Source organism: Sphingomonas sp. (genome assembly GCF_017744835.1).
Classification (GTDB): Bacteria; Pseudomonadota; Alphaproteobacteria; order Sphingomonadales; family Sphingomonadaceae; genus Sphingomonas.
In genome coordinates this window covers 126337-145680 of record NZ_JAGIAM010000007.1, presented here as the reverse complement: position 1 = coordinate 145680, position 19344 = coordinate 126337, and the positions used below count along the sequence as shown (strand labels likewise).

Sequence of the window (19344 nt, the reverse complement as noted above, 5' to 3'; positions counted from 1 at the left end):
CCCCAACCCCCTCCCGCAGGCGGGAGGGGGAGCACGAAGTTTTTACGCCAGCTGGCAGATGTCCAGCACGTTCATGTCGGTATAGTCCTGGTTCTCGCCGGCCATCGCCCAGATGAAGGCATAGGCCTTTGTGCCCGAACCCATGTGGACCGACCAGGGCGGCGAGATCACCGCCTCGTCGTTGGCCATGACGATGTGCCGCATGGCATCGCCTTCGCCCATGTAATGGAAGACGCGGTCGTTGGGCCCGTCGAGCTCGAAGTAGAAATAGATCTCGCTGCGGCGCTCGTGGACGTGCGGGGGCATGGTGTTCCACACCGAGCCCGGCTTGAGCACGGTCAGGCCCATCACCAGCTGCGCGCTGTCGCACACGCCGGGGATGACGAGCTGGTAGATCGTCCGCTCGTTCGATTCCTCGAGGCTGCCGCGGTCGAGCGCATTGGCATCCGCGATCGAGAGCTTGCGCGTCTGGAACGCCTTATGCGCCGGGCACGAGGCGAGGTAGAATTTGGCACCGTCGCCCGAGAAGAGCACTTCCTTGGCGCCCATCGTCACATAGAGGCAGTCCTTGTTGCCCAGCGCGAAGGCCTCGCCGTCGACGGTGACGGTGCCCTCGACCGAGCCCACATTGACGATCGCCAGCTCGCGCCGTTCGAGGAACGGATGGCCGGCGGCCGATGCCGGCTCGGTCTGGTCGGGGAGCTTCACCGGCGTGGCGCCGGCCAGCACGCCGCCGATCACGAAGCGGTCGGCATGGGTGTAGTTGAGCACGCACTCGCCCTGGCGGAACAGGTCCGAGATCAGATAGCGGTCCCGAAGCTCCTCGTTCGAGACGCACTCCATCATGTCAGGGTGCGTGGCGTAGTAAGTACGGTCGAACATATGTGCTCCGTCTGTCAGGCTGCGGCGGCGACGGGCGCCGGCGCGGGGGTTTCAAGCTTGTAGGCGCGCTTGACGAGGCCGTTGGTGAGCTCCTGGGCAAGCTCGGCGGCTTCCCAGTCGAGCATCCGGCCCTCGGCCACCAGGCGCGCGAGGAAGGCGCAGTCCACGCGCCGCGCGACGTCGTGCCGCGCGGGGATCGAGAGGAAGGCGCGCGTATCGTCGTTGAAGCCGACGGTGTTGTAGAAGCCCGCCGTCTCGGTGGTCATCTCGCGGAAGCGGCGCATCCCCTCCGGGCTGTCGTGGAACCACCAGCTCGGGCCGAGCTTGAGGCACGGATAATGCCCGGCGAGCGGCGCCAGCTCCCGCGCGTACGTGCTTTCGTCCAGCGTGAAGAGGATGATCGAAAGATCGGTGTTCGTGCCGAACCGGTCGAGCAGCGGCTTGAGCGCGCTGACGTAATCGGTGCGCAGCGGGATGTCGGCGCCCTTGTCGCGGCCGTGGCTGTCGAACAGCCCGCCATTGTGGTTGCGGAACGAGCCGGGGTGGATCTGCATCACCATCCCGTCCTCGACCGACATCGCCGCCATCTCGGTGAGCATCTGCGCGCGGAACAGCTCCGCGTCGGCGGGCGTCCAGCGATCCGACAGGATCGTGCGGAACAGCCGCTCGGCCTCGTCACGGTTGAGGTTGGCCGTCTGGGCGGTGACATGGCCGTGATCGGTCGCGGTCGCCCCCGCCGCACGGAAATCGGCGCGGCGCTTGCGGTGCGCGGCGAGATAGCCGTCCCAGCTGTAGACGTCCTCGCCGGTCACTTCGGCGAAGGTGCGCATCGCCCCGGTGAACTGCTCGTGCTCGACGTCGATCACGGCGTCCGGGCGATAGGTGGTGACCACCCTGCCCTGCCAGCCGCTCTTATGGATCGCATGGTGATGCGAGAGGTCGTCCTGCGGCCCTTCGGTCGTCGCGAGGAACTCGATCCCGAACCGGTCGAACAGCGCGCGCGGGCGGAAGGCGTCGGTCGCCAGCTTCGCGTTGATCGTGTCGTAGTAGAGATCGGCGGTCGAGGCATCGAGCTGGACGTCGATCCCGAACACCTCGGCGAAGACATGGCTCAGCCACATCGACGACGGCGTGCCGCGGAACAGACGCCAGTTCTCCGCCAGGGTCCGCCACGCTTTCCGGGGATCGGTCGCCGGCATCCCCGCCTTGCTCGGCACGCACAGATCGTCGAGCGCGATGCCCTGCGAATAGAGCATGCGGTAGAGATAATGGTCGGGCGAGAGCAGCAGCTCGGTCGCGTTCGACCAATTCTCATCGGTGGCGAACCAGCGCGGGTCGGTATGCCCGTGCGGGCTGATGATCGGCAGGCGTGCAATCTCGGCATAGAGCGCGCGCGCGATTCCGCGCGTACGCTCCTCTGCCGGGAAGAGCCGGTCGGGATCGAGCTTCAGCGGCTTGGGCATTGAACTACTCCGTGTACTGAATGGCGGCCATCACGCCTGCGGGGCCTGCGCGATATCCACGCGCGCCAGCCGTGGCGAGAGCAGATGGACGCAGATCAGCGCAAGGAAATAGGCGCTCGCAGCAACCGCGAACAGCGGCCAATAGGTACCTACGCGCTCGAGGATCTCGCCGGCGTAGAACGACATCAGCATGCCGCCGACCGCGCCCGCGGTACCGCCGATGCCGACCACCGAGCCCACCGCCGCGCGCGGGAAGATGTCCGCGGGAAGCGCGTAGAGATTGGCGGAGAAGGCCTGGTGCGCGGCTGTCGCGATGCCGATGATGAGCACCGCCATCCACACACTCGAGATCGACTCGGCGAAAGTGACGGGCACCACGAGGCAGGCGCAGAGCAGCATCGTGACCTTGCGCGCCCGGTTCGCGGTCCAGCCCGCGCTCATCAGCCGCGAGGAGAGCCAGCCGCCCGCGACGCTGCCGAAGTCCGAGATCAGATAGATCGCGGCGAGCGGGATGCCGAAGGTGAGCAGGTTCAGGTCGTAGCGCTCGAACAGATAGCCGGGCAGCCAGAAGAGGAAGAACCACCAGATCGGATCGATGAAGAACTTGCCGAGCGCGAAGGCCCAGGTTTCCTTGCGCGTGAGCACGGCACCATAACCGAGCGGAACCACCGGATCGGCCGGGTCCTGCTCGATCCACTCGAGCTCGGTCTGGCTGACCTTCGGATGCTCGCGCGGGTCGCGGTACATGAACCACCAGGCGATCAGCCACACGAAGCTGACGGCACCGGTGATCACGAAGGCGCTGCGCCAGCCCCAAGCGATGACCATCAGCGGCACCACCAGCGGCGTGACGATCGCGCCGATGTTCGAGCCGGCATTGAACACGCCGATCGCGAACGCGCGCTCGCGCGCGGGGAACCAGTCGGTCACTGCCTTGATGCCGGCAGGGAAGTTACCCGATTCGCCGATGCCGAGGCTGAAGCGTGCGAGCGCGAAATGGGTCATTGTGGTGGCAGCGCCATGCGCGATGTGCGCGAGCTGCCAGATGATGAAGGCAATGGTGTAGCCGACGCGGGCGCCGACCTTGTCGACGACCCGGCCGAAGACGATGTAGCCGATCGCATAGGCGAACTGGAACCAGATGATGACGCTGGCGAAATCCTTCTCGTCCCATTTGAGGTCCGCCATCAGGGTCGGCTTGAGCACGCCGATCATCTGGCGATCGACATAGTTGATCACCGTGGCGGCGAAGAGCAGCGCCACGATCATCCACCGATAGCGCCCCACACGCCCGGCAGCGCTCATCACTGCTGCCTCCCTCGTGTCGCTCATTCAGCCTCTCCCAAAGCGATTATCTCGTCCCGCATAGCGCGACAATGTTTCTGATAGTGGTATAAAACGCCCGGGAAAAGCCGAACGTGGGTACCCGAACCGGTCCGATGTATCACGGCTGGCCCTCCCGCAAGAGCCGCAATGGTTTGCGTCCCCCAAGAAGGATGCGCTGCTGCTGCCGGCGCCGCTGCTCGGCGGAAGGCTGGGCGGCGACTAGCGCCGACAGCTCGAGCCAGGCAAGCGCCTCGGCCGCGCGCGAACCGGGCTCCCGCCCGATCCGGTCGATGTCGGCACCGAAAGCCGCGAAATAGGCCGGCACGCCCTGCACGCCTCCGATCTCGGCGCGCGCCTGGTCGAGGCTCCAGCGCCGGTGATGGATGCCGGTGTCGGCAAGTCCGCGGGCGAGACGAAAGAGCAGCCAATGGATATGGCCAATCTCGGCGAACGCATCGCCGCGATAGGCGCCGTCCGCCGCCATCAGCTGCTCGGCGTGGATCGCCCAGCCTTCGGAAAAGGCGGGCAGATAGGCGAGCCGCTGCGGGTGCGGGTTGGCCGCAGCCTCGATCGGCCCCTGGATCATATGGCCGGGCAGCAGCTCGTGGTGCGCCACGCTCGCCAGGCTCCAGCGCGGGCGCCGGGCAATATCCTCGAGGTCGACGAAATAGGCACCCGGCCGGCCCGCGGCAGGCATGTCGCGATAGCCGCCCTTCCCCGCGGCTTCGTCGGCGCGGGTCATTCGGCGCGCGCGGACATCAAGGCACTCGGCGGGAACCGGACCGATCAGCGTGGCAACGCGCGACCGGGCGCGGTCGAGCCAGCGGTTCATGTCGGCAACGGCCTGGTCGCGCCCGGAGTCATTGTCGGGATAGTGCCAGCGGGAATCGGCGAACATCGCGCGATAGCGCTCGGCCACGCTTCCGCTCGCGAAGCCCAGCCCCCGCATCAGTGCGTCCGCGCGCCGCGACAGCCGCGCGATCTCGCGCTCAAAACGGCGATGTGCGTCTTCGGGTTCGACTGCCATGCCGAGCTGGCGTTCGAGCAGGAGGCGATAAGCGCGGGCGCCATTGGCATGGCGCCAGAGGCCCGGCTGATCGGCAGGAGGCAGACGATAGGGACCCTCCCCCTTCCCGCCCGGAACCAGCCGCGACAGCGCGACGTCGATCGCGAGCGCATCGCGCACGGTGCGCAGGTCGATCTTTCGCGAAGGCCCGAACGCCCTGGGATCGAAGCGCTGGAGAAGCGCCAGCCGCTCGGCATAGCTGCCGGGCGCGTCGAGCGCGCGGAGCAGCTCCGCATCGCCGTCGGATCGACGCGCGAGCGCGGGAGCGGCTGCAAGCGCCGCCGAAGCGGCGAGCCCGCCGAGCACCGCGCGCCGCCCCTGCCGAATCACCCGCGCCTCCCGCCCGCTTTCGTCATGGAGGCCCCGCCGCTCACGCCGCGCTGATCGTGCAGCGCGTCTCGAGGCCTCCGCCGAAGCGCGCCACCACGGCGTCGCCGGGCTTCACCTGGTGGACGCCGGTGACCGCGCCGCTGGAAACCCACTGGCCCGGCTCCAGCGCGATCCCGCGCGCCGCCATCAGCTCGAGCAGGAAGCGCACCGCGCCCATCGGGCCATCAAGCATCGTCTCTGCGGTCGCGGCACCGATCTGCTCGTCGTTGATCAGCAGCTCGACCGGCCAGGCCTTGAAACCCACGCTGCGCCAATCGGGAATCGCGGGGCCGATCACGAGGCCGTTGTTGTTGCCGAAATCCGAGATGGTCACCGTGGGGCCCAGCTCGTTGATCGTCGGCAGCGGCGAGCTCGCGATCTCGATCCCGACATGGACTGCGTCGATCAGCTCGGCAGCCTCATCCTCGGTGAAGCTGCGCTTGCCCGCGGGGGGCGCCTTGCCGAAGCGCAGCAGATATTCCGCCTCGGCCGCGCCGAACCCTTCGGCGAAGACGGGCATGGCCAGGCTGGCGCCATCGGCCGGATAGATACTGTCCGTGAAGATCGGGCCCGCCAGCCGATCGATACCGTCGCGCGGCGGATTGATCCGCCCGACCTTCCAGCCGCCGACGCGGCGACCGTCGAAGCCGATCGCGAAATCCTGCACCGCATAGGCATCGTCGAGCGCCGGCGGGATCGCGCCCGGATAGTCGGGAAGCCCACGCCGGGCGCGCCGCGCCTCGACGAAGCTCTCGGCAATTCGGCGTGCTTCGTCGGCAAACTGTACGGATCCCACCTGGTTACTTTCCTCTCTGGCTGGACTTGCGGCGGACTGGTTTGTTGGGTCGGATAAGGGAAACCGGTGTCAAGAGCAACGGGACAATGCGAATTTCGGCATCCTCGTCCCATCGCCACGCTAGAGCGTTACGCCGCGCTTCCAGAAGGCGATTTCGCGCTCGCCGTTGCGCTCGGCCGCGGTCTCCTCGCCCGAGGCGATCGCGACGATGCGGTCGAGCAGCGCAGCCTCGGCGGTTTCAAATCCCTCGCTGAGCACCTGCCCCGCATCGAAGTCGATCCAGCCCGGCTTGCGCTGCGCCAGGTCGCTGTTCGACGCGATCTTGACCGTGGGCACCGGGAAGCCGAGCGGCGTGCCGCGGCCGGTGGTGAAGAGGATCACGGTCGCGCCCGAAGCGGCCAGCGCCGTCGAGGAAACGGCGTCGTTGCCGGGGGCTTCGAGCAGCGTCAGGCCGGGCCGGCGGATCCGCTCGCCATAGCGGCGCACGTCGGCGACGGTGGCGTGGCCGGCCTTCTGCACCGCACCGAGCGACTTCTCTTCGAGCGTGGTGATGCCGCCCGCGAGATTGCCCGGCGACGGGTTCTCGGAGACTGGCTCGCCGTGGCTGAGAAAGTAATTCTTGAAGTCGTTGACGACGCCGACGACCTCCTCGAACACCGGTGCGCTCTCGGCGCGGTCCATCAGCATCTGCTCGGCGCCGAAGATCTCGGGGATTTCGGTGAGCACGACGCTGCCGCCCGCGGCCGCGACCAGGTCGCTCATCCGCCCGACGAGCGGGTTGGCGGTGAGGCCGGAAAAGCCGTCCGATCCGCCGCACTTCACGCCGAGCACGAGCCGGTCGAGGCCGACCGGCTGACGCTTCACCTTGGCGGCCTCGGCGGCGAGCTCGGCAACCAGCGCGAGTCCCTCCTCGAGCTCGTCGGCCGAATTCTGGGCGACGAGCGTGCGGATGCGGCCGCGCTGCCCCTCGGGCAGCTCCTCGAGCAGCCGGGAGATCTGGTTCGATTCGCAGCCGAGCCCGATCAGCAGCACGCCGCCGGCATTGGGATGCGCGGCGAGCGCGGCGAGCATGCTCCGGGTCGCGCCGAGGTCGTCGCCGAGCTGCGAGCAGCCATAGGGGTGCGGAAAGCCATGGACGCCGTCGACCTCGCCGGCATGGCGACGGCCGGCCTCGGCGGCGATCCGCTCGGCGGTGCGGCCGACGCAGCCGACGCTCGGCAGGATCCAGATTTCGTTGCGCGTACCGACGCGGCCGTCTTCGCGCACATAGCCGAGAAAGCTGCGCGCCGCGGGCGGCGCGTCGTGCGGGCGCTCGGCGGGCTGGTAGCGATAGTCGAGCGTGCCCGAGAGGCCGGTCGCGAGATTGTGCGTGTGGACATGGTCGCCCGCGCGGATGTCCGCGGTGGCGCGGCCGATCGGGAAGCCGAACTTCACCACTTCGGCGCCCGCAGCAATGTCGCGCAGCGCGATCTTGTGGCCCTTGGGGATATCCATATTCGCTGCGACCGTCACGCCCCCCGCCGTTACGGAATCGCCGGCGGAAACGGGCTCGAGCAGAGTCGCGACATGGTCGTCGCCATGGATCTGGAGGGCGTTGGTCATTTGCTCGCTATGTGGTTCGGATCGGCTGCTCGCGCAACGTTGCAATCGTTTCTGACACCGGTTACCCGAAGGTGCAACCCGGCGCCGACAAATGCCGGCCGCAAAAGCGGCGGATGCGGTGCACGGGAGAGGAGACGCGCATGACCGGCAAGCAGCACGATTCCCTGTTCTCGCGGCGCACGGTGATGGCGGGCGGCGGCGCGTTGCTGCTGACCGGCGGAAGCGCGCTCGCGCAGGCGACGGCGCCGGTGCGCTGCAAGGCGGGGGCGTTCCAGGGCACCGTGGAGCGCGGCGTGCGCGTGTTTCGCGGCATCCGCTACGGGCGGGCGGAGCGGTTCAAGGCACCGGTCGCCGTTCCTGCCCCGGCGGGCGTGCAGCCGGCGGCGGCCTTCGGCCCGGTCTGCCCGCAGGCGGGCGACCGCTACGGCCCGCAGTCCGAGGACTGTTTGTTCCTCAACATCTGGACCAGCGAGGCGGACCCGCGTGCCCGGAAGCCGGTGATGCTCTACATCCACGGGGGCGCCTATTCGACCGGCAGCGTCACCGATCCGCTCAACGACGGGCAGGCGCTGGCCGCGCGGGGCGATGTGGTGGTGGTGACGGTCAACCACCGGCTCAACGCCCTCGGCTATCTCTATCTCGCACGGCTCGACCCGCGCTTTGCCGACAGCGGCAACCTGGGGCAGCTCGATCTGGTGCTGGCGCTGCAATGGGTGCGCGACAATATCGCAGCGTTCGGGGGTGATCCCGCGCGAGTGATGGTGTTCGGCCAGTCGGGCGGCGGCGCCAAGATCGCGACGATGATGGGCATGCCCGCGGCCAAGGGGCTGTTCCACCGCGCCGCGACGATGAGCGGGCAGCAAGTGACTGCGTCCGGGCCGCTCAACGCGACCGCGCGCACCCGCGCCTATCTGGCGAAGCTGGGCGTGGCGGAGGGCAATCCCGACGCCTTGCTCGAGCTTGCGGTCGAGCGGCTGGTCGAAGGGCTGGCGGCGACCGACCCCATCCTGGGCGGCGGAGTCTATTTCGGCCCGGTGCTCGACATGCGCTGGCTGACGCGCCACCCCTTCTGGCCCGACGCGAACCCGCAGTCGCTCGGCATTCCGATGGTCCTGGGCAACACCCGAGACGAGACGCGCGCATTCATCGCGCCCGATTCGGCCAAGCTGCAGGGGCTCGGCTGGGACAATGTCGCCGAGCGGATCGCGCCCGAGCTGCGCATCGACGTGTTGCCCGAATGGGTGGTGGCGCAGTATCGCGCGCAATTCCCCGACTGGTCGCCGAGCGACGTCTTCTACGCGGCGACCACGGCGGGGCGGAGCTGGCGCGGGCAAGTGATCGAAGCGGAAGAACGCGCGCGGGCCGGTGCTCCGGGATGGGTCTATCAGCTCGATTTCGGCTCGCGCACCGATCCGCGGCGCGGCGCCTTCCACACGATGGACATACCGCTGGTGTTCGGGACGCTAGATGCGGCCGGCTCGCATACGGGGAGCGGCGCCGATGCGCGCGCCGCGTCGCAGGCGATGCAGGACAGCTTCGTGAGTTTCGCTGCGACAGGCGATCCCAACCACCGCGGGCTGCCGCAATGGCCGCGCTATGACCTCGAGCGGCGCGCGACGATGATCTTCGATGTGCCCCCGCACGTCGAGAACGACCCGCGCAAATGGCAGCGCGAGCTGTTCGCGCGCGTGCCTTATATCCAGCCCGGCACCTGAGACCGGGCGCAACAGGGAGATGCCCATGAAGCTCGATCGCCGATCCGCCCTGCTCGCCGGCCTGGCGACGCCGCTCGCCGCGGCCGCGCAGACCTCGCCGCCGGCGCTCGCCGACAAGCCGGTGCCCGCGGGACTTCCCGAGCCGAGCGAGACGATCGACCTCTGGCCCAAGGGCGTGCCGGGGCGCCCAGCCAGGTTGCCGGTGGAAACGGTGATCGAGCGCAGCTCCGAGGCGCAGCTGGCCGACCGCGCGGTGAGCGGGATCGCCAACCCGCGGCTCGTCGTGTTCCGCCCGCGAATCGCCAACGGCGCCTCGGTGCTGATCATGCCCGGCGGCGGCTATGTCCGCGTGGTGATCGACCGCGAGGGCTATGAGATGGCGCGCTGGTTCGCGGCGCGGGGCTTCACGGCCTATGTGCTCTTCTATCGCCTGCCCGGCGACGGCTGGGCGGCGGGGCCGGACACGGCGCTTTCGGATGCGCAGCGCGCGATGCGCCTGATCCGCGCCCGCGCAGGCCGCGACGGGCTCAATCCCGAGAAGGTCGGCGCGATCGGCTTTTCGGCGGGCGGGCACCTCTGCGCCGATCTCGCCACGCGCTTCGCCGCCGACACCTACAAGCCGGTAGACGCGGCCGATAAGCTCGGCGCGCAGCCCTTCGTCGCGGCGCCGATCTATCCGGTGATCTCGATGACGGCCCCCATCGCCCATGCGGGGTCGCGCGAGCAACTGATCGGCAAGGACGCCCCGCCGGCGCTGGAGGCGGCGCATTCGCCGGACCGCAACGTCACCAAGGCCACCCCGCCCTGCTTCCTCGTCCATGCCGAGGACGACGGGACGGTGCCGGTGGAGAACAGCCTGCTCTTCCGCGCCGCGCTGCGTGCCGCCGGGGTGCCGGTCGAGACGCACCTGTTCACCGCGGGCGGGCACGGCTTCGGGCTGCGCAGAGCCGCGGGCAAGCCGGCCGAGGTGTGGCCCGAGCTGTTCCTCAGCTGGGCGCAGACCCAGGGCTTCGGCTGAGCCCCAAAAAGAAGAGGGCGACCGGTCAGCCGACCGATCGCCCTCCCCTCAATTCTTGCCGTCGGCCGATCAGGCGGCGTCGCCGGCCTTCTTCTTCTCGGCATAGACGCGGACCGGCTCCTTGGTGCCGGCGACCACGTCCTTGTCGACCATCACTTCGTCGACGCCGTCCATGGACGGCAGGTCGAACATCGTGTCGAGCAATATGCCTTCGAGGATCGAGCGGAGGCCGCGTGCGCCGGTCTTGCGCTCGATCGCCTTCTTCGAGACCGCGACCAGCGCGTCGTCGTTGAAGCCGAGCTTCACGCCCTCCATGTCGAACAGCTTCTGATACTGCTTGACCAGCGCGTTCTTCGGCTCGGTCAGGATCTTCACCAGCGCCTCGACGTCGAGGTCCTCGAGCGTCGCGATCACCGGCAGGCGGCCGACGAACTCGGGGATCAGGCCGAACTTGAGCAGATCCTCGGGCTCGACCTGCTTCAGCGTCTCGCCGGTGCGGCGCTCGTCGGGAGCCGCGACATGCGCGCCGAAGCCGATGGACTTGCCCTGCAGACGGTCGCCGATGATCTTCTCGAGCCCCGAGAAGGCGCCGCCGCAGATGAACAGGATGTTGGTCGTGTCCACCTGCAGGAATTCCTGCTGCGGGTGCTTGCGGCCGCCCTGCGGAGGCACCGAGGCGGTGGTGCCTTCCATCAGCTTGAGCAGCGCCTGCTGGACGCCCTCGCCCGACACGTCGCGCGTGATCGACGGGTTCTCGGCCTTGCGGCTGATCTTGTCGATCTCGTCGATGTAGACGATCCCGCGCTGCGCCCGCTCGACATTGTAGTCGGAGGCCTGGAGCAGCTTGAGGATGATGTTCTCGACGTCCTCGCCCACGTAACCGGCTTCGGTCAGCGTGGTGGCATCGGCCATGGTGAAGGGCACGTCGAGGATGCGGGCGAGCGTCTGCGCGAGCAAGGTCTTGCCGCAGCCGGTGGGGCCGACGAGCAGGATGTTGCTCTTCGCCAGCTCGACGTCGGCACCCTTCGCGCCGTGGTTGAGCCGCTTGTAGTGGTTGTGCACCGCGACCGACAGGACGCGCTTCGCCTGCTTCTGGCCGATGACATAGTCATCGAGCACGTCGCAGATTTCCTGCGGCGTCGGGACGCCGCCGTCCTTCTTCGACACCAGCGCGGACTTGGTCTCTTCGCGGATGATGTCGTTGCAGAGCTCGACGCACTCGTCGCAGATGAAGACGGTCGGCCCGGCGATGAGCTTGCGTACCTCGTGCTGCGACTTGCCGCAGAACGAGCAATAGAGCGTGCTCTTGGAGTCACCGCCGCTGAGCTTGGTCATTCAATTCATCCTTCACGCGCCGGACGCGTACACCGCTCCCCCGCATCCTACACGCGGGGTTCCATCCGGCAATCCATAATCGGCCCGCACCCCGGCGGTTCCGTCCCCTCCGCGACCTGGTCGTCGGCGGAGGGGATAATGCAAAGTCCTTAACCGGCCGCTGACGCGTCCTCCGCGGGCACCGGCCGCTTCTCGTAAACCTCGTCCACGATGCCGAACGCCTTGGCTTCCTCGGCCTCGAGGAACGTATCGCGGTCCATCGCGCGCTCGATCTTCTCGAGCGGCTGGCCCGTGTACTTGGCATAGAGGTCATTCATCCGCTGGCGAATACGGAGAATCTCCTTAGCCTGGATTTCGATGTCCGAGGCCATGCCCTGGGCGCCGCCCGAAGGCTGGTGGACCATGATGCGGGCGTTGGTGAGCGCGACTCGCAGCCCCGGCTCGCCCGAGGCGAGCAGGAACGAACCCATCGACGCGGCCTGACCGATACACACCGTGCCCACGCGCGGACGGATGTACTGCATCGTGTCGTGGATCGCCATGCCGGCAGTCACCACGCCGCCCGGCGAATTGATGTACATCCAGATGTCCTTCTTCGGGTTCTCGGACTCGAGGAAGAGCAGCTGGGCGGTGATCAGCGAGGCCATGTGATCCTCGACCCCGCCGGTGACGAACACGATCCGCTCGCGAAGCAGGCGCGAATAGATGTCGAAGCTGCGCTCGCCGCGGCTCGACTGTTCGATGACGATCGGAACGAGGCCGCCGGTTACGGGGTCGATGGTCATCTGACCGGAAAGCGGATGCATGTGTGGGAATCTCATGTGTCTGTTTTTGCCCAGCCCCTTACATCGGCGCTCGGGCAGGGCCGCGCAAGGGGGGTTGTCGGAGCAACGCCGCGCTTGGCGCCGGCGCGCGGTTAACCGGCCATAGACCATGCGCCGCTAAGCAGGGCGCCATGCAAACGGCCGAATCGGCGCGCGAGGAAAGGCGCTTCCTGCTGCTGGTGCTGCTCGGCGGGCTGGCGCTGCGGCTGATCTGGCTGGTCCGCGCCATGGGCCCGATCGACGGCTTCTACGGATCGGCCGAGGCGACGCAGGTGGCACTCGCAGTCGCGCGCGGCGACGGGATCGCCGATGCCTATTACCAGGGCTATGGGCCGACCGCGCACCTTCTGCCCGCATCGCCCGCCATCGCAGGCTTCTGGATGTGGCTGTTCGGCCCCGGGACCAGCGCGGCGAACATCGCGCTGCTCGGCTGGTGCCTGGCGCAGGTCGTTGCGGCCTGGCTGCTGCTCCGGGCGCTGTTCCGTGCGCTCGACGCCGATCCGCGCGTGACGCGCTGGGGCATGGCGCTGCTCTGCCTCGCACCCGCCTTCGCCCCGCAGGAGGCGATCGACTTCCGCTATTGGGAAGGCGCCAGTGCGCTGGCGCTGGCGGCGCTCAACCTGCTACTGATCGTGCGGCACGATGCCGGCCGCCCCTTCGGCTGGCGTGCGCTGGGCAGCGCGGCGGCGCTGTGGGCGCTGACCTTCTTCATCTGCCCGCCGGCAGGGCTGGCGACCGCCGCGTGCTGGGCAGTGTTCGCGCTGCGCCGCCTGCCGCCGTCGCGCCGGCTGGCGTTCGGCGCGGCCTCGGCGCTGGCGGCGGCGCTGCTCCTCGCGCCCTGGGCGCTGCGCAACCAGCGCGTGCTCGGCGCGCCGGTGCTGCTCAGGAGCAATTTCGGGCTCGAGTTCGCGATCGCCAACCATCCCGCTGCGATCTCCGGGCACAGGCCCGAATATGTCTTCGCCAGCCGGCTGGCGGCGATCCACCCCTACGGGAAGGCCAGCCCGGGACAGGCGGCTTTGCGCGCGGCGGGCGGCGAGGTCGCCTATTCGCGCGCGCTCGGTGCCGAAACTTGGCGCTGGGCCGCAGCGAACCCATGGGACTTCGCGCGGCTGTCGCTGCGCCACTTGCGCGAATTCTTCTTTCCGCGGCCGTGGCAGATGTACTTCACCGGCTGGGAGGGAATGCGGGCGGCGCGTGCATACACGATCGCGCTGGTCAACCTGCTGGGCCTGATCGGGCTCGCGATCGGGCTGTGGCAGCGCCGGCGCGGCTATTGGGTGCTGGCCGTCTATCTGGCGGTGCTGGCGCTGCCCTATGCGCTGCTCCAGCCCATGTCGCGCTACATCTATCTGGCGTACGGCGTGCTCGCCTTCCTGGCGATCGAGGCGGTGCTGGCGGGGCTGCGCTACGCCGAGGTGGCGAAAGGCCCCGGGATCGCCAGATAGGCGAGGCGCCGCATCTCGCGCCGGCCGCGCACGACCGTGTCGAGGATGAGCCCCGAGAAGAAGTTGAGGAAGGCGACGATCACCAGCCCGGTGGCGAGGATCGCCGTAGGCAGGCGCGGGACCAGCCCGGTCTGGAGATAGGTGATCGCCAGCGGGATCGAGAGGATCACCGCGAGCAGCAACAGCGCCGCACCCGCCACGCCGAAGAACAGGATCGGCCGCTCGATCCGATAGAGCGTGGCGATGGTGTAGGCGATGCGAAAGCCGTCGCGATAGGTGCTGAGCTTCGAGGTCGACCCCTCGGGCCGCGCGAAATAGCGCGTCTCGATCTCGCCCACCGGCATCTTGAGCTCGAGCGCATGGACGCTGATCTCGGTCTCGATCTCGAAGCCGGCCGAGAGCACCGGGAAGCTCTTCACGAAGCGGCGCGAGAAGACTCGGTAGCCCGAGAAGATGTCGGTGAAGCTGCGTCCGAACAGCCCGGCGAGCAGCCCGGTCATCGCGCGGTTGCCGAGCACATGGCCGCGGCGATAGGCGTCGGCGGCCTCGTGGACGCGCGTGCCGACGACCATGTCGAGCCCCTCGCGCACCAGGTGATCGACCATCAGCGGCGCGACGCTCGCGTCATAGGTCGCGTCGCCATCGGCCATCACATAGACGTCGGCATCGACGTCGGCGAACATGCGGCGCACGACGTTGCCCTTGCCCTGCATCCGCTCGCTGCGGACCACCGCGCCGGCTTCGCGGGCGACTTCGATCGTGCGGTCGCGGCTGTTGTTGTCATAGACGTAGATCGTCGCGGTCGGCAGCGCGGCGCGGAAGCCCGCGATGGTCTGCGCGATCGCGGTTTCCTCGTTGTAGCAGGGCAGGAGTACGGCGATGCGCGGTTCGGTCATGCGCACGCCATAGAGCCGAAACGATACGAGTTCGATAATTTTTCGGGACGTTCCTGACGCCTTGCGCCAGCCGTACACCGGTATTACAGGTTACAGCATGACGAGACCGCTGGAATTCGCGGCAGGCTCCCCTGCCCTCGACCTGGTCGACACGGTCGCCGCGCGCGGCAGGACATCGGCAGAGCTGCTGACGGATCCCGCGGTCCTGGCCGACTGGCTGGTCCGCGCCGGCCTGCTGCCCGAGGCGCCGGAAGTCAGCGTCGCGCAGCTCGATCAGGCGCGGGTGCTCCGCGAGGCGATCTTCCGCTCCGCGACCGCCGCGATTGCGAACACCGCGCCGTCCCCCGAGGACGTCGACGCGATCAACCGGGTCGCCGCATTTCCCGGCTTCCGCCCCCAGCTCATCGACGGCGCGATGGTGCTCCAGGCCGCCGATCCTGCGGAAGCGGCGCTGTCGCTGCTGGCCGCGGACGCGATCGGGCTGCTGACGCCCCCCTATCGCGACCGCCTGCGCACCTGCCCCGGCTGCAACATGGTCTTCGTCGACCGGTCCCGCCCTGGGCGCCGGCGCTGGTGCTCCTCGTCCGCCGGGTGCGGCAATCTCGCCAAGGTCCGCAGCTTCAGAAGCCGCAAGAAGAAAGGTGATCCGATATGAGCGACAAGCGTGTGTGCTTCGATTTCGAAGTCGATTTCTCGAACGGGGGCGGCATCCAGGGCCAGGACTTCCGCCTCGACATCGAGGGCGACCAGATCTCGGACGAGGCGCTCGCAGCCCATGTCATCGCCGACCTGCGGCTGCTGATGGTCGCCGAAGTGCGTATCCTCAACAAGCGCATCATCGAGGAGCGCCACAAGCGCGCGGCCAGCGCGGAGGCGGGCGAATCCGCGCCCGACGCCGCGCGCTATGTCGACCTCAGCCACACGATCGAGGACGGGATGATCACCTATAAGGGGCTCCCCGCGCCGCTCCTCTGCGATCATCTCTCCCGCGAGAAATCGCGCGCGCTCTATGCGCCGGGAACCGAGTTCCAGATCGGCCGGATCGAGATGGTGGGGAACACCGGCACCTATCTCGACACGCCATACCACCGCTACCCCGACGGTCATGACCTGGCCGGGCTTGCGCTCGACCGCGTCAGCGGCGTTCCCGCGGTGGTCGTCCGGGTGGAAGGCGCCGCGTCGCGCGCGATCGACTGGACGAGCTTCGCCGCGAGCGACGTCGCCGGCCGCGCGGTGCTGGTGCAGACCGGATGGGACCGGCACTGGCGCACCGACCAGTATTTCGAGGATCACCCCTTCCTCACCGCCGCCGCGGCGACCTGGCTGCGCGACAAGGGCGCGCTGCTCGTCGGGATCGACTCGTTCAACATCGACGACGTCTCGGGCGGCGAGCGACCGGTGCACAGCATCCTGCTGGCCGCCGGCATCCCGATCGTCGAGCATCTCACCAACCTCGCCGCGCTGCCCGTCGACGGCTTCCGCTTCTGGGCGGTCCCGCCCAAGATCAGCGAGATGGGCACCTTCCCGGTGCGCGCGCACGCGATGCTCTAGGTCGGACTCTTTCCCCAATCCTCCCCGCCAGGGGGTGGATTAAAGGAGTGCCGGAGACCGAAGCACCCGCCACAAACAAAAGGCCCGCCGTTCCGGGTGGAACGGCGGGCCTGATGTTCGATGCGAAGCCTGAGGGCTTAGTCGGCCTTCTTCTTGGCCGGGGCCTTCTTGGCGGCGGGCTTGGCAGGCGCCTCGCCTTCCGCGGCTTCGGCCTTCTTGGCCGGCGCCTTCTTGGTGGCAGCCTTCTTCACCGGCTCGGCCTCGACCAGCTCCTCGGCGGGAGCGGCTTCGGCCTTCTCGGCCTTCTTCTTGGCGGCCGGCTTCTTCGCCGGAGCCTCGCCGGCGTCCTCGGCCTTCGCCTTGGCGGCGCCCTTCTTGCGCGGCTTGTGGTTGTCGTGGTCGTGGTGGTGCGTGCCGGTGTCGAAGCCCTCGTCGGACTCGATCGCGGCTTCCAGCTCCTCACGCGTCACTTCGCGGTCGCTGATCTCGGCCTTCTCGAAGAGGAAGTCGACGACCTTGTCCTCGAACAGCGGGGCGCGGAGCTGCGCGGCAGCCATCGGCTCCTGCTGGACGTACTGGATGAAGCGCTGGCGATCCTCGGGGCCGTACTGCGACGCCGCCTGGGCGATCAGCCGGTTCATTTCCTGCTGAGTCACCTCGACGCCGTTGGCGGTGCCGATCTCCGAGAGGAGCAGGCCCAGGCGCACGCGGCGCTCGGCGATCTTGAAGTAATCGTCGCGCTCGGCCTCGAGCTCGGCCTTGGCGGCAGCCGGATCGGCCTCATGCTCCGCCTCGTGCTGAAGCTGGTGCCAGATCTGCTGGAACTCGGCGTCGACCATCGACGGCGGAACCGGGAAATCGTGGCCCGCGGCGAGCTGGTCGAGCAGCTTGCGCTTCATATAGGTGCGGGTCAGGCCGTTCAGCTGCTGCTCGATCTGGCCCTTGAGCAGGCCCTTGAGCTGCTCGAGGTCCTGCAGGCCGAGCTGCTTGGCGAAATCGTCGTCGATCTTGGTCTCGCCCGCGGTCTTCACCGCGGTGATCTTGAGATCGAAGGTCGCGGGCTGGCCCGCGAGGTCCTTGGCGCCGTAATCCTCCGGGAAGGTGACGCTGATCTGCTTCTCGTCGCCGGTCTTCACGCCGACGAGCTGGTCCTCGAAACCCGGGATCAGGCGGCCCGAGCCGATCTCGACCGACATGCCCTCGCCGGTGCCGCCCTCGAAGGCTACGCCGTCGGCGGTCTTGCCGACGAAGTCCATCGTCACCTGGTCGCCGGTCGCCGCCTTGTGCTTGGCGGGGGCGTCTTCCCAGGCCTTCTGGCCGCTGGCGAGCTGCTGGAGCTGCTCGTCGAGCTGCTCGTCGGTGACCGGAACGGTCAGGCGCTCGAGCTTGAGGCCGTCGATCGAGGGCGCCGGCACGTCAGGGAGCACTTCGAGCTCGACCTTGACCTCGGCGTCGCCGCCGGCGGCATATTCGCCCTCGAGGCTCACCGACGGCTGCATCGCAGGGCGCAGCTTGTGCTCGGCGATGAGCTTCTGCACGCCTTCCTGGATCGAGCTGTTGAGCGCGTCCTGCGCCAGCGCCTCGCCGTGCATCTTGCGGATCAGGTTGGTCGGCACCTTGCCGGGGCGGAAGCCGGGCATCCGGACCTGCGGCGCAACGCGCTTCACTTCGGCATCGACCTTCGAGTCGATGTCCTTGGCAGTGATCTTGAGCGTGTAGGCGCGCTTGAGGCCCTCGTTCAACGTCTCGACAGTCTGCATTCGTTCAGGCTTCCAAAGTGAAAAGGAGTCGCGGCTCCGGTGATACGGGCACACGAGCGGCGATGCTGGTGCGGGCGGAGGGACTCGAACCCCCACACCTCTCGATACCAGAACCTAAATCTGGCGCGTCTACCAGTTCCGCCACGCCCGCAGGGGCACCGCCGGTCGGCGGGCTCTATAGCAGCCGTGGGACCGGGGGCAAGCCGCGAAGCAACTTGGGGCCCAAGCGAGGCGTTGAGGACGGGACAAGGAGAGCCCCGATGCCCGTCGAACCGCCGATCCCGACCACCCCTCCGCCCGAGAGCCCGGTGCCTGCGCCGGCCCAGCCTTCGCAGCCCGGGCAGCCGGTGGCGCCCCCGCCCGAACTGACGCCGCCGGGACCCGACATCGACGTGCCCGCGCCCAATCCCGGCGGCGATCCGGGCACTGCGCCCGGGCAGCCGCTCGCCTGACTTGGAGAAGATATTCATGGCCGACACCAAGAGCGACGCCGAGCTTCGCGCGCCCGTCACCGGCGAGGAAGACGATCCCCGGCCCGACATCCAGCAGGCAGTCGAATCCCGCGCTGACGAGGCCGAGCGTGCAAAGGGCGGCGGCAACACCTCCCCGCTCGAGCCGACGGGCGTGCACGACGGCGTCGGCGGCACTGCGGGCGAAGTGAAGAACCAGGACCGCACGCAGCAATAGCGGCCGCTAAAAGCGTGCGCCGTCCAGCGTCGCCTGCACCTCGGCAAGGCGCGAGGGGAAATAGTGCAGCCGCGGCGCGTGGAAGTTGGCGGCATAGAGCTTGCCCCTGACGATCACGAGGCGCGCCACGCCCTGCCGCACCAGCCTGTCTTCGGGCAGGCTGAAGCTGTAGCGCAGCGCGATGCCGCGATGTCCGCCGAAGTCGGCGGGCGTGACGCTCTCGACGGTGAAGTCGGTGAGGTTGTTCGCCACGCGGAAGCTGCGCTCGAAAAGATCGGCCAGGTCGGTCGGCAGCATGCCGCTGCGGAACTTTGGCATCGGGTTCCGCCTGCGGCTGCGCTCGCGATACAGGGGCTCGCCGGAGCCGATCCCGGAAAATATCTCGAGCCGGTCGAGATCGAATCCGTCGTGGGTGAGCGCGACCGCGCGCTTGCCCGGCCGCGCGGACGCGCGGTTCCAGTCGCTCTTCGGCGTGATCGTCACGGCGTCCACGGCCAGTGGCTTGCCGGCGGGGATCAGCTTCCATCCGGCGAGCGCGGGCCCCGAAACGCCGGCGAGCGCGACGAAGCCGATGAGCGCGCCGATGCGCCTGGATCGAAGCCTCAC

18 protein-coding genes and 1 tRNA gene are annotated in these 19344 nt (G+C 68.4%); 7 read left to right on the top strand and 12 right to left on the bottom strand.

From position 1 onward, the window contains the following. Positions 1 to 42 precede the first annotated feature (42 nt). The 6 genes from kduI to J7500_RS18260 form a co-directional block, all read right to left on the bottom strand. Positions 43 to 882 carry a 5-dehydro-4-deoxy-D-glucuronate isomerase gene (kduI, locus tag J7500_RS18285; RefSeq protein WP_294063532.1) on the bottom strand — a complete coding sequence of 280 codons (840 nt, stop codon included), beginning with the start codon at positions 880 to 882 and terminating at the stop codon, positions 43 to 45. A gap of 14 nt (positions 883 to 896) precedes the next feature. Next, positions 897 to 2345 (bottom strand): glucuronate isomerase, encoded by a 1449-nt coding sequence (uxaC, locus tag J7500_RS18280; RefSeq protein WP_294063531.1) that lies wholly within the window; start codon positions 2343 to 2345, stop codon positions 897 to 899. A gap of 30 nt (positions 2346 to 2375) precedes the next feature. Further along, positions 2376 to 3677: an MFS transporter gene (locus tag J7500_RS18275; RefSeq protein ID WP_294063530.1), complete on the bottom strand. Its 1302-nt coding sequence runs from the start codon at positions 3675 to 3677 to the stop codon at positions 2376 to 2378. Between the two features lie 112 nt (positions 3678 to 3789). Then, positions 3790 to 5067, bottom strand: a complete 1278-nt coding sequence (locus tag J7500_RS18270; protein WP_294063529.1) for a DUF885 family protein — start codon at positions 5065 to 5067, stop codon at positions 3790 to 3792. A 40-nt stretch (positions 5068 to 5107) separates the two neighbouring features. Then, positions 5108 to 5902, bottom strand: coding sequence for a fumarylacetoacetate hydrolase family protein (locus J7500_RS18265; protein ID WP_294063528.1), 795 nt, complete (start codon positions 5900 to 5902; stop codon positions 5108 to 5110). 120 nt (positions 5903 to 6022) lie between these two features. Next, positions 6023 to 7504: a UxaA family hydrolase gene (locus tag J7500_RS18260; protein WP_294063527.1), complete on the bottom strand. Its 1482-nt coding sequence runs from the start codon at positions 7502 to 7504 to the stop codon at positions 6023 to 6025. Between the two features lie 140 nt (positions 7505 to 7644). On the opposite strand from J7500_RS18260, the gene J7500_RS18255 reads away from it, so the two are divergent. Both J7500_RS18255 and J7500_RS18250 read left to right on the top strand, forming a co-directional pair. Then, positions 7645 to 9219 carry a carboxylesterase/lipase family protein gene (locus J7500_RS18255; protein ID WP_294063526.1) on the top strand — a complete coding sequence of 525 codons (1575 nt, stop codon included), beginning with the start codon at positions 7645 to 7647 and terminating at the stop codon, positions 9217 to 9219. Positions 9220 to 9244: 25 nt separating this feature from the next. Continuing rightward, complete coding sequence (locus J7500_RS18250; protein ID WP_294063525.1) at positions 9245 to 10237, top strand: alpha/beta hydrolase; 993 nt, start codon at positions 9245 to 9247, stop codon at positions 10235 to 10237. A 69-nt stretch (positions 10238 to 10306) separates the two neighbouring features. Here the strand turns inward: J7500_RS18250 and clpX are convergent, their stop codons facing one another. Continuing rightward, positions 10307 to 11572 carry an ATP-dependent Clp protease ATP-binding subunit ClpX gene (gene clpX, locus J7500_RS18245; RefSeq protein WP_294063524.1) on the bottom strand — a complete coding sequence of 422 codons (1266 nt, stop codon included), beginning with the start codon at positions 11570 to 11572 and terminating at the stop codon, positions 10307 to 10309. Positions 11573 to 11721: 149 nt separating this feature from the next. Then, positions 11722 to 12378: an ATP-dependent Clp protease proteolytic subunit gene (locus tag J7500_RS18240; protein ID WP_294063523.1), complete on the bottom strand. Its 657-nt coding sequence runs from the start codon at positions 12376 to 12378 to the stop codon at positions 11722 to 11724. Between the two features lie 149 nt (positions 12379 to 12527). Here J7500_RS18240 and J7500_RS18235 point away from each other — a divergent pair, with 149 nt between their 5' ends. After that, positions 12528 to 13844 (top strand): hypothetical protein, encoded by a 1317-nt coding sequence (locus tag J7500_RS18235; RefSeq protein WP_294063522.1) that lies wholly within the window; start codon positions 12528 to 12530, stop codon positions 13842 to 13844. Here J7500_RS18235 and J7500_RS18230 read toward each other — a convergent pair. Continuing rightward, the gene (locus J7500_RS18230) at positions 13805 to 14740 is read right to left on the bottom strand and encodes a glycosyltransferase family 2 protein (protein WP_294063520.1); all 936 of its coding nucleotides are present in this window, start codon (positions 14738 to 14740) and stop codon (positions 13805 to 13807) included. The genes J7500_RS18235 and J7500_RS18230 overlap by 40 nt on opposite strands. A 97-nt stretch (positions 14741 to 14837) precedes the next feature. Here J7500_RS18230 and J7500_RS18225 point away from each other — a divergent pair, with 97 nt between their 5' ends. Continuing rightward, the gene (locus tag J7500_RS18225) at positions 14838 to 15395 is read left to right on the top strand and encodes an ABATE domain-containing protein (protein WP_294063519.1); all 558 of its coding nucleotides are present in this window, start codon (positions 14838 to 14840) and stop codon (positions 15393 to 15395) included. Further along, complete coding sequence (locus J7500_RS18220; protein WP_294063517.1) at positions 15392 to 16291, top strand: cyclase family protein; 900 nt, start codon at positions 15392 to 15394, stop codon at positions 16289 to 16291. Before J7500_RS18225 ends, J7500_RS18220 begins: the two co-directional genes overlap by 4 nt. Positions 16292 to 16428: 137 nt before the next feature. Here the strand turns inward: J7500_RS18220 and tig are convergent, their stop codons facing one another. Both tig and J7500_RS18210 read right to left on the bottom strand, forming a co-directional pair. Continuing rightward, a complete protein-coding gene (gene tig, locus J7500_RS18215; protein WP_294063515.1) occupies positions 16429 to 18051 on the bottom strand; it encodes a trigger factor in 1623 nt (540 codons plus the stop codon). Positions 18052 to 18117: 66 nt separating this feature from the next. Continuing rightward, a tRNA-Leu gene (locus J7500_RS18210) sits at positions 18118 to 18202 on the bottom strand. A 109-nt stretch (positions 18203 to 18311) separates the two neighbouring features. Here J7500_RS18210 and J7500_RS18205 point away from each other — a divergent pair. Further along, positions 18312 to 18503, top strand: a complete 192-nt coding sequence (locus J7500_RS18205; RefSeq protein ID WP_294063514.1) for a hypothetical protein — start codon at positions 18312 to 18314, stop codon at positions 18501 to 18503. 16 nt (positions 18504 to 18519) lie between these two features. Next, positions 18520 to 18738 (top strand): hypothetical protein, encoded by a 219-nt coding sequence (locus tag J7500_RS18200; RefSeq protein WP_294063513.1) that lies wholly within the window; start codon positions 18520 to 18522, stop codon positions 18736 to 18738. Positions 18739 to 18744: 6 nt separating this feature from the next. Here J7500_RS18200 and J7500_RS18195 read toward each other — a convergent pair whose 3' ends face one another. Then, a complete protein-coding gene (locus tag J7500_RS18195; protein ID WP_294063512.1) occupies positions 18745 to 19344 on the bottom strand; it encodes a hypothetical protein in 600 nt (199 codons plus the stop codon).

Excerpts from the sequence above, each read along its gene's own strand:
- J7500_RS18255 (WP_294063526.1), top strand. The coding sequence starts at position 7,645 with ATGACCGGCAAGCAGCACGATTCCCTGTTCTCGCGGCGCACGGTGATG.
- tig (WP_294063515.1), bottom strand. The coding sequence starts at position 18,051 with ATGCAGACTGTCGAGACGTTGAACGAGGGCCTCAAGCGCGCCTACACG.
- J7500_RS18235 (WP_294063522.1), top strand. The coding sequence starts at position 12,528 with ATGCAAACGGCCGAATCGGCGCGCGAGGAAAGGCGCTTCCTGCTGCTG.
- J7500_RS18225 (WP_294063519.1), top strand. The coding sequence starts at position 14,838 with ATGACGAGACCGCTGGAATTCGCGGCAGGCTCCCCTGCCCTCGACCTG.
- J7500_RS18200 (WP_294063513.1), top strand. The coding sequence starts at position 18,520 with ATGGCCGACACCAAGAGCGACGCCGAGCTTCGCGCGCCCGTCACCGGC.
- J7500_RS18205 (WP_294063514.1), top strand. The coding sequence starts at position 18,312 with ATGCCCGTCGAACCGCCGATCCCGACCACCCCTCCGCCCGAGAGCCCG.
- clpX (WP_294063524.1), bottom strand. The coding sequence starts at position 11,572 with ATGACCAAGCTCAGCGGCGGTGACTCCAAGAGCACGCTCTATTGCTCG.
- J7500_RS18275 (WP_294063530.1), bottom strand. The coding sequence starts at position 3,677 with ATGAGCGACACGAGGGAGGCAGCAGTGATGAGCGCTGCCGGGCGTGTG.
- uxaC (WP_294063531.1), bottom strand. The coding sequence starts at position 2,345 with ATGCCCAAGCCGCTGAAGCTCGATCCCGACCGGCTCTTCCCGGCAGAG.
- kduI (WP_294063532.1), bottom strand. The coding sequence starts at position 882 with ATGTTCGACCGTACTTACTACGCCACGCACCCTGACATGATGGAGTGC.
- J7500_RS18220 (WP_294063517.1), top strand. The coding sequence starts at position 15,392 with ATGAGCGACAAGCGTGTGTGCTTCGATTTCGAAGTCGATTTCTCGAAC.
- J7500_RS18240 (WP_294063523.1), bottom strand. The coding sequence starts at position 12,378 with ATGCATCCGCTTTCCGGTCAGATGACCATCGACCCCGTAACCGGCGGC.
- J7500_RS18250 (WP_294063525.1), top strand. The coding sequence starts at position 9,245 with ATGAAGCTCGATCGCCGATCCGCCCTGCTCGCCGGCCTGGCGACGCCG.
- J7500_RS18230 (WP_294063520.1), bottom strand. The coding sequence starts at position 14,740 with ATGACCGAACCGCGCATCGCCGTACTCCTGCCCTGCTACAACGAGGAA.
- J7500_RS18260 (WP_294063527.1), bottom strand. The coding sequence starts at position 7,504 with ATGACCAACGCCCTCCAGATCCATGGCGACGACCATGTCGCGACTCTG.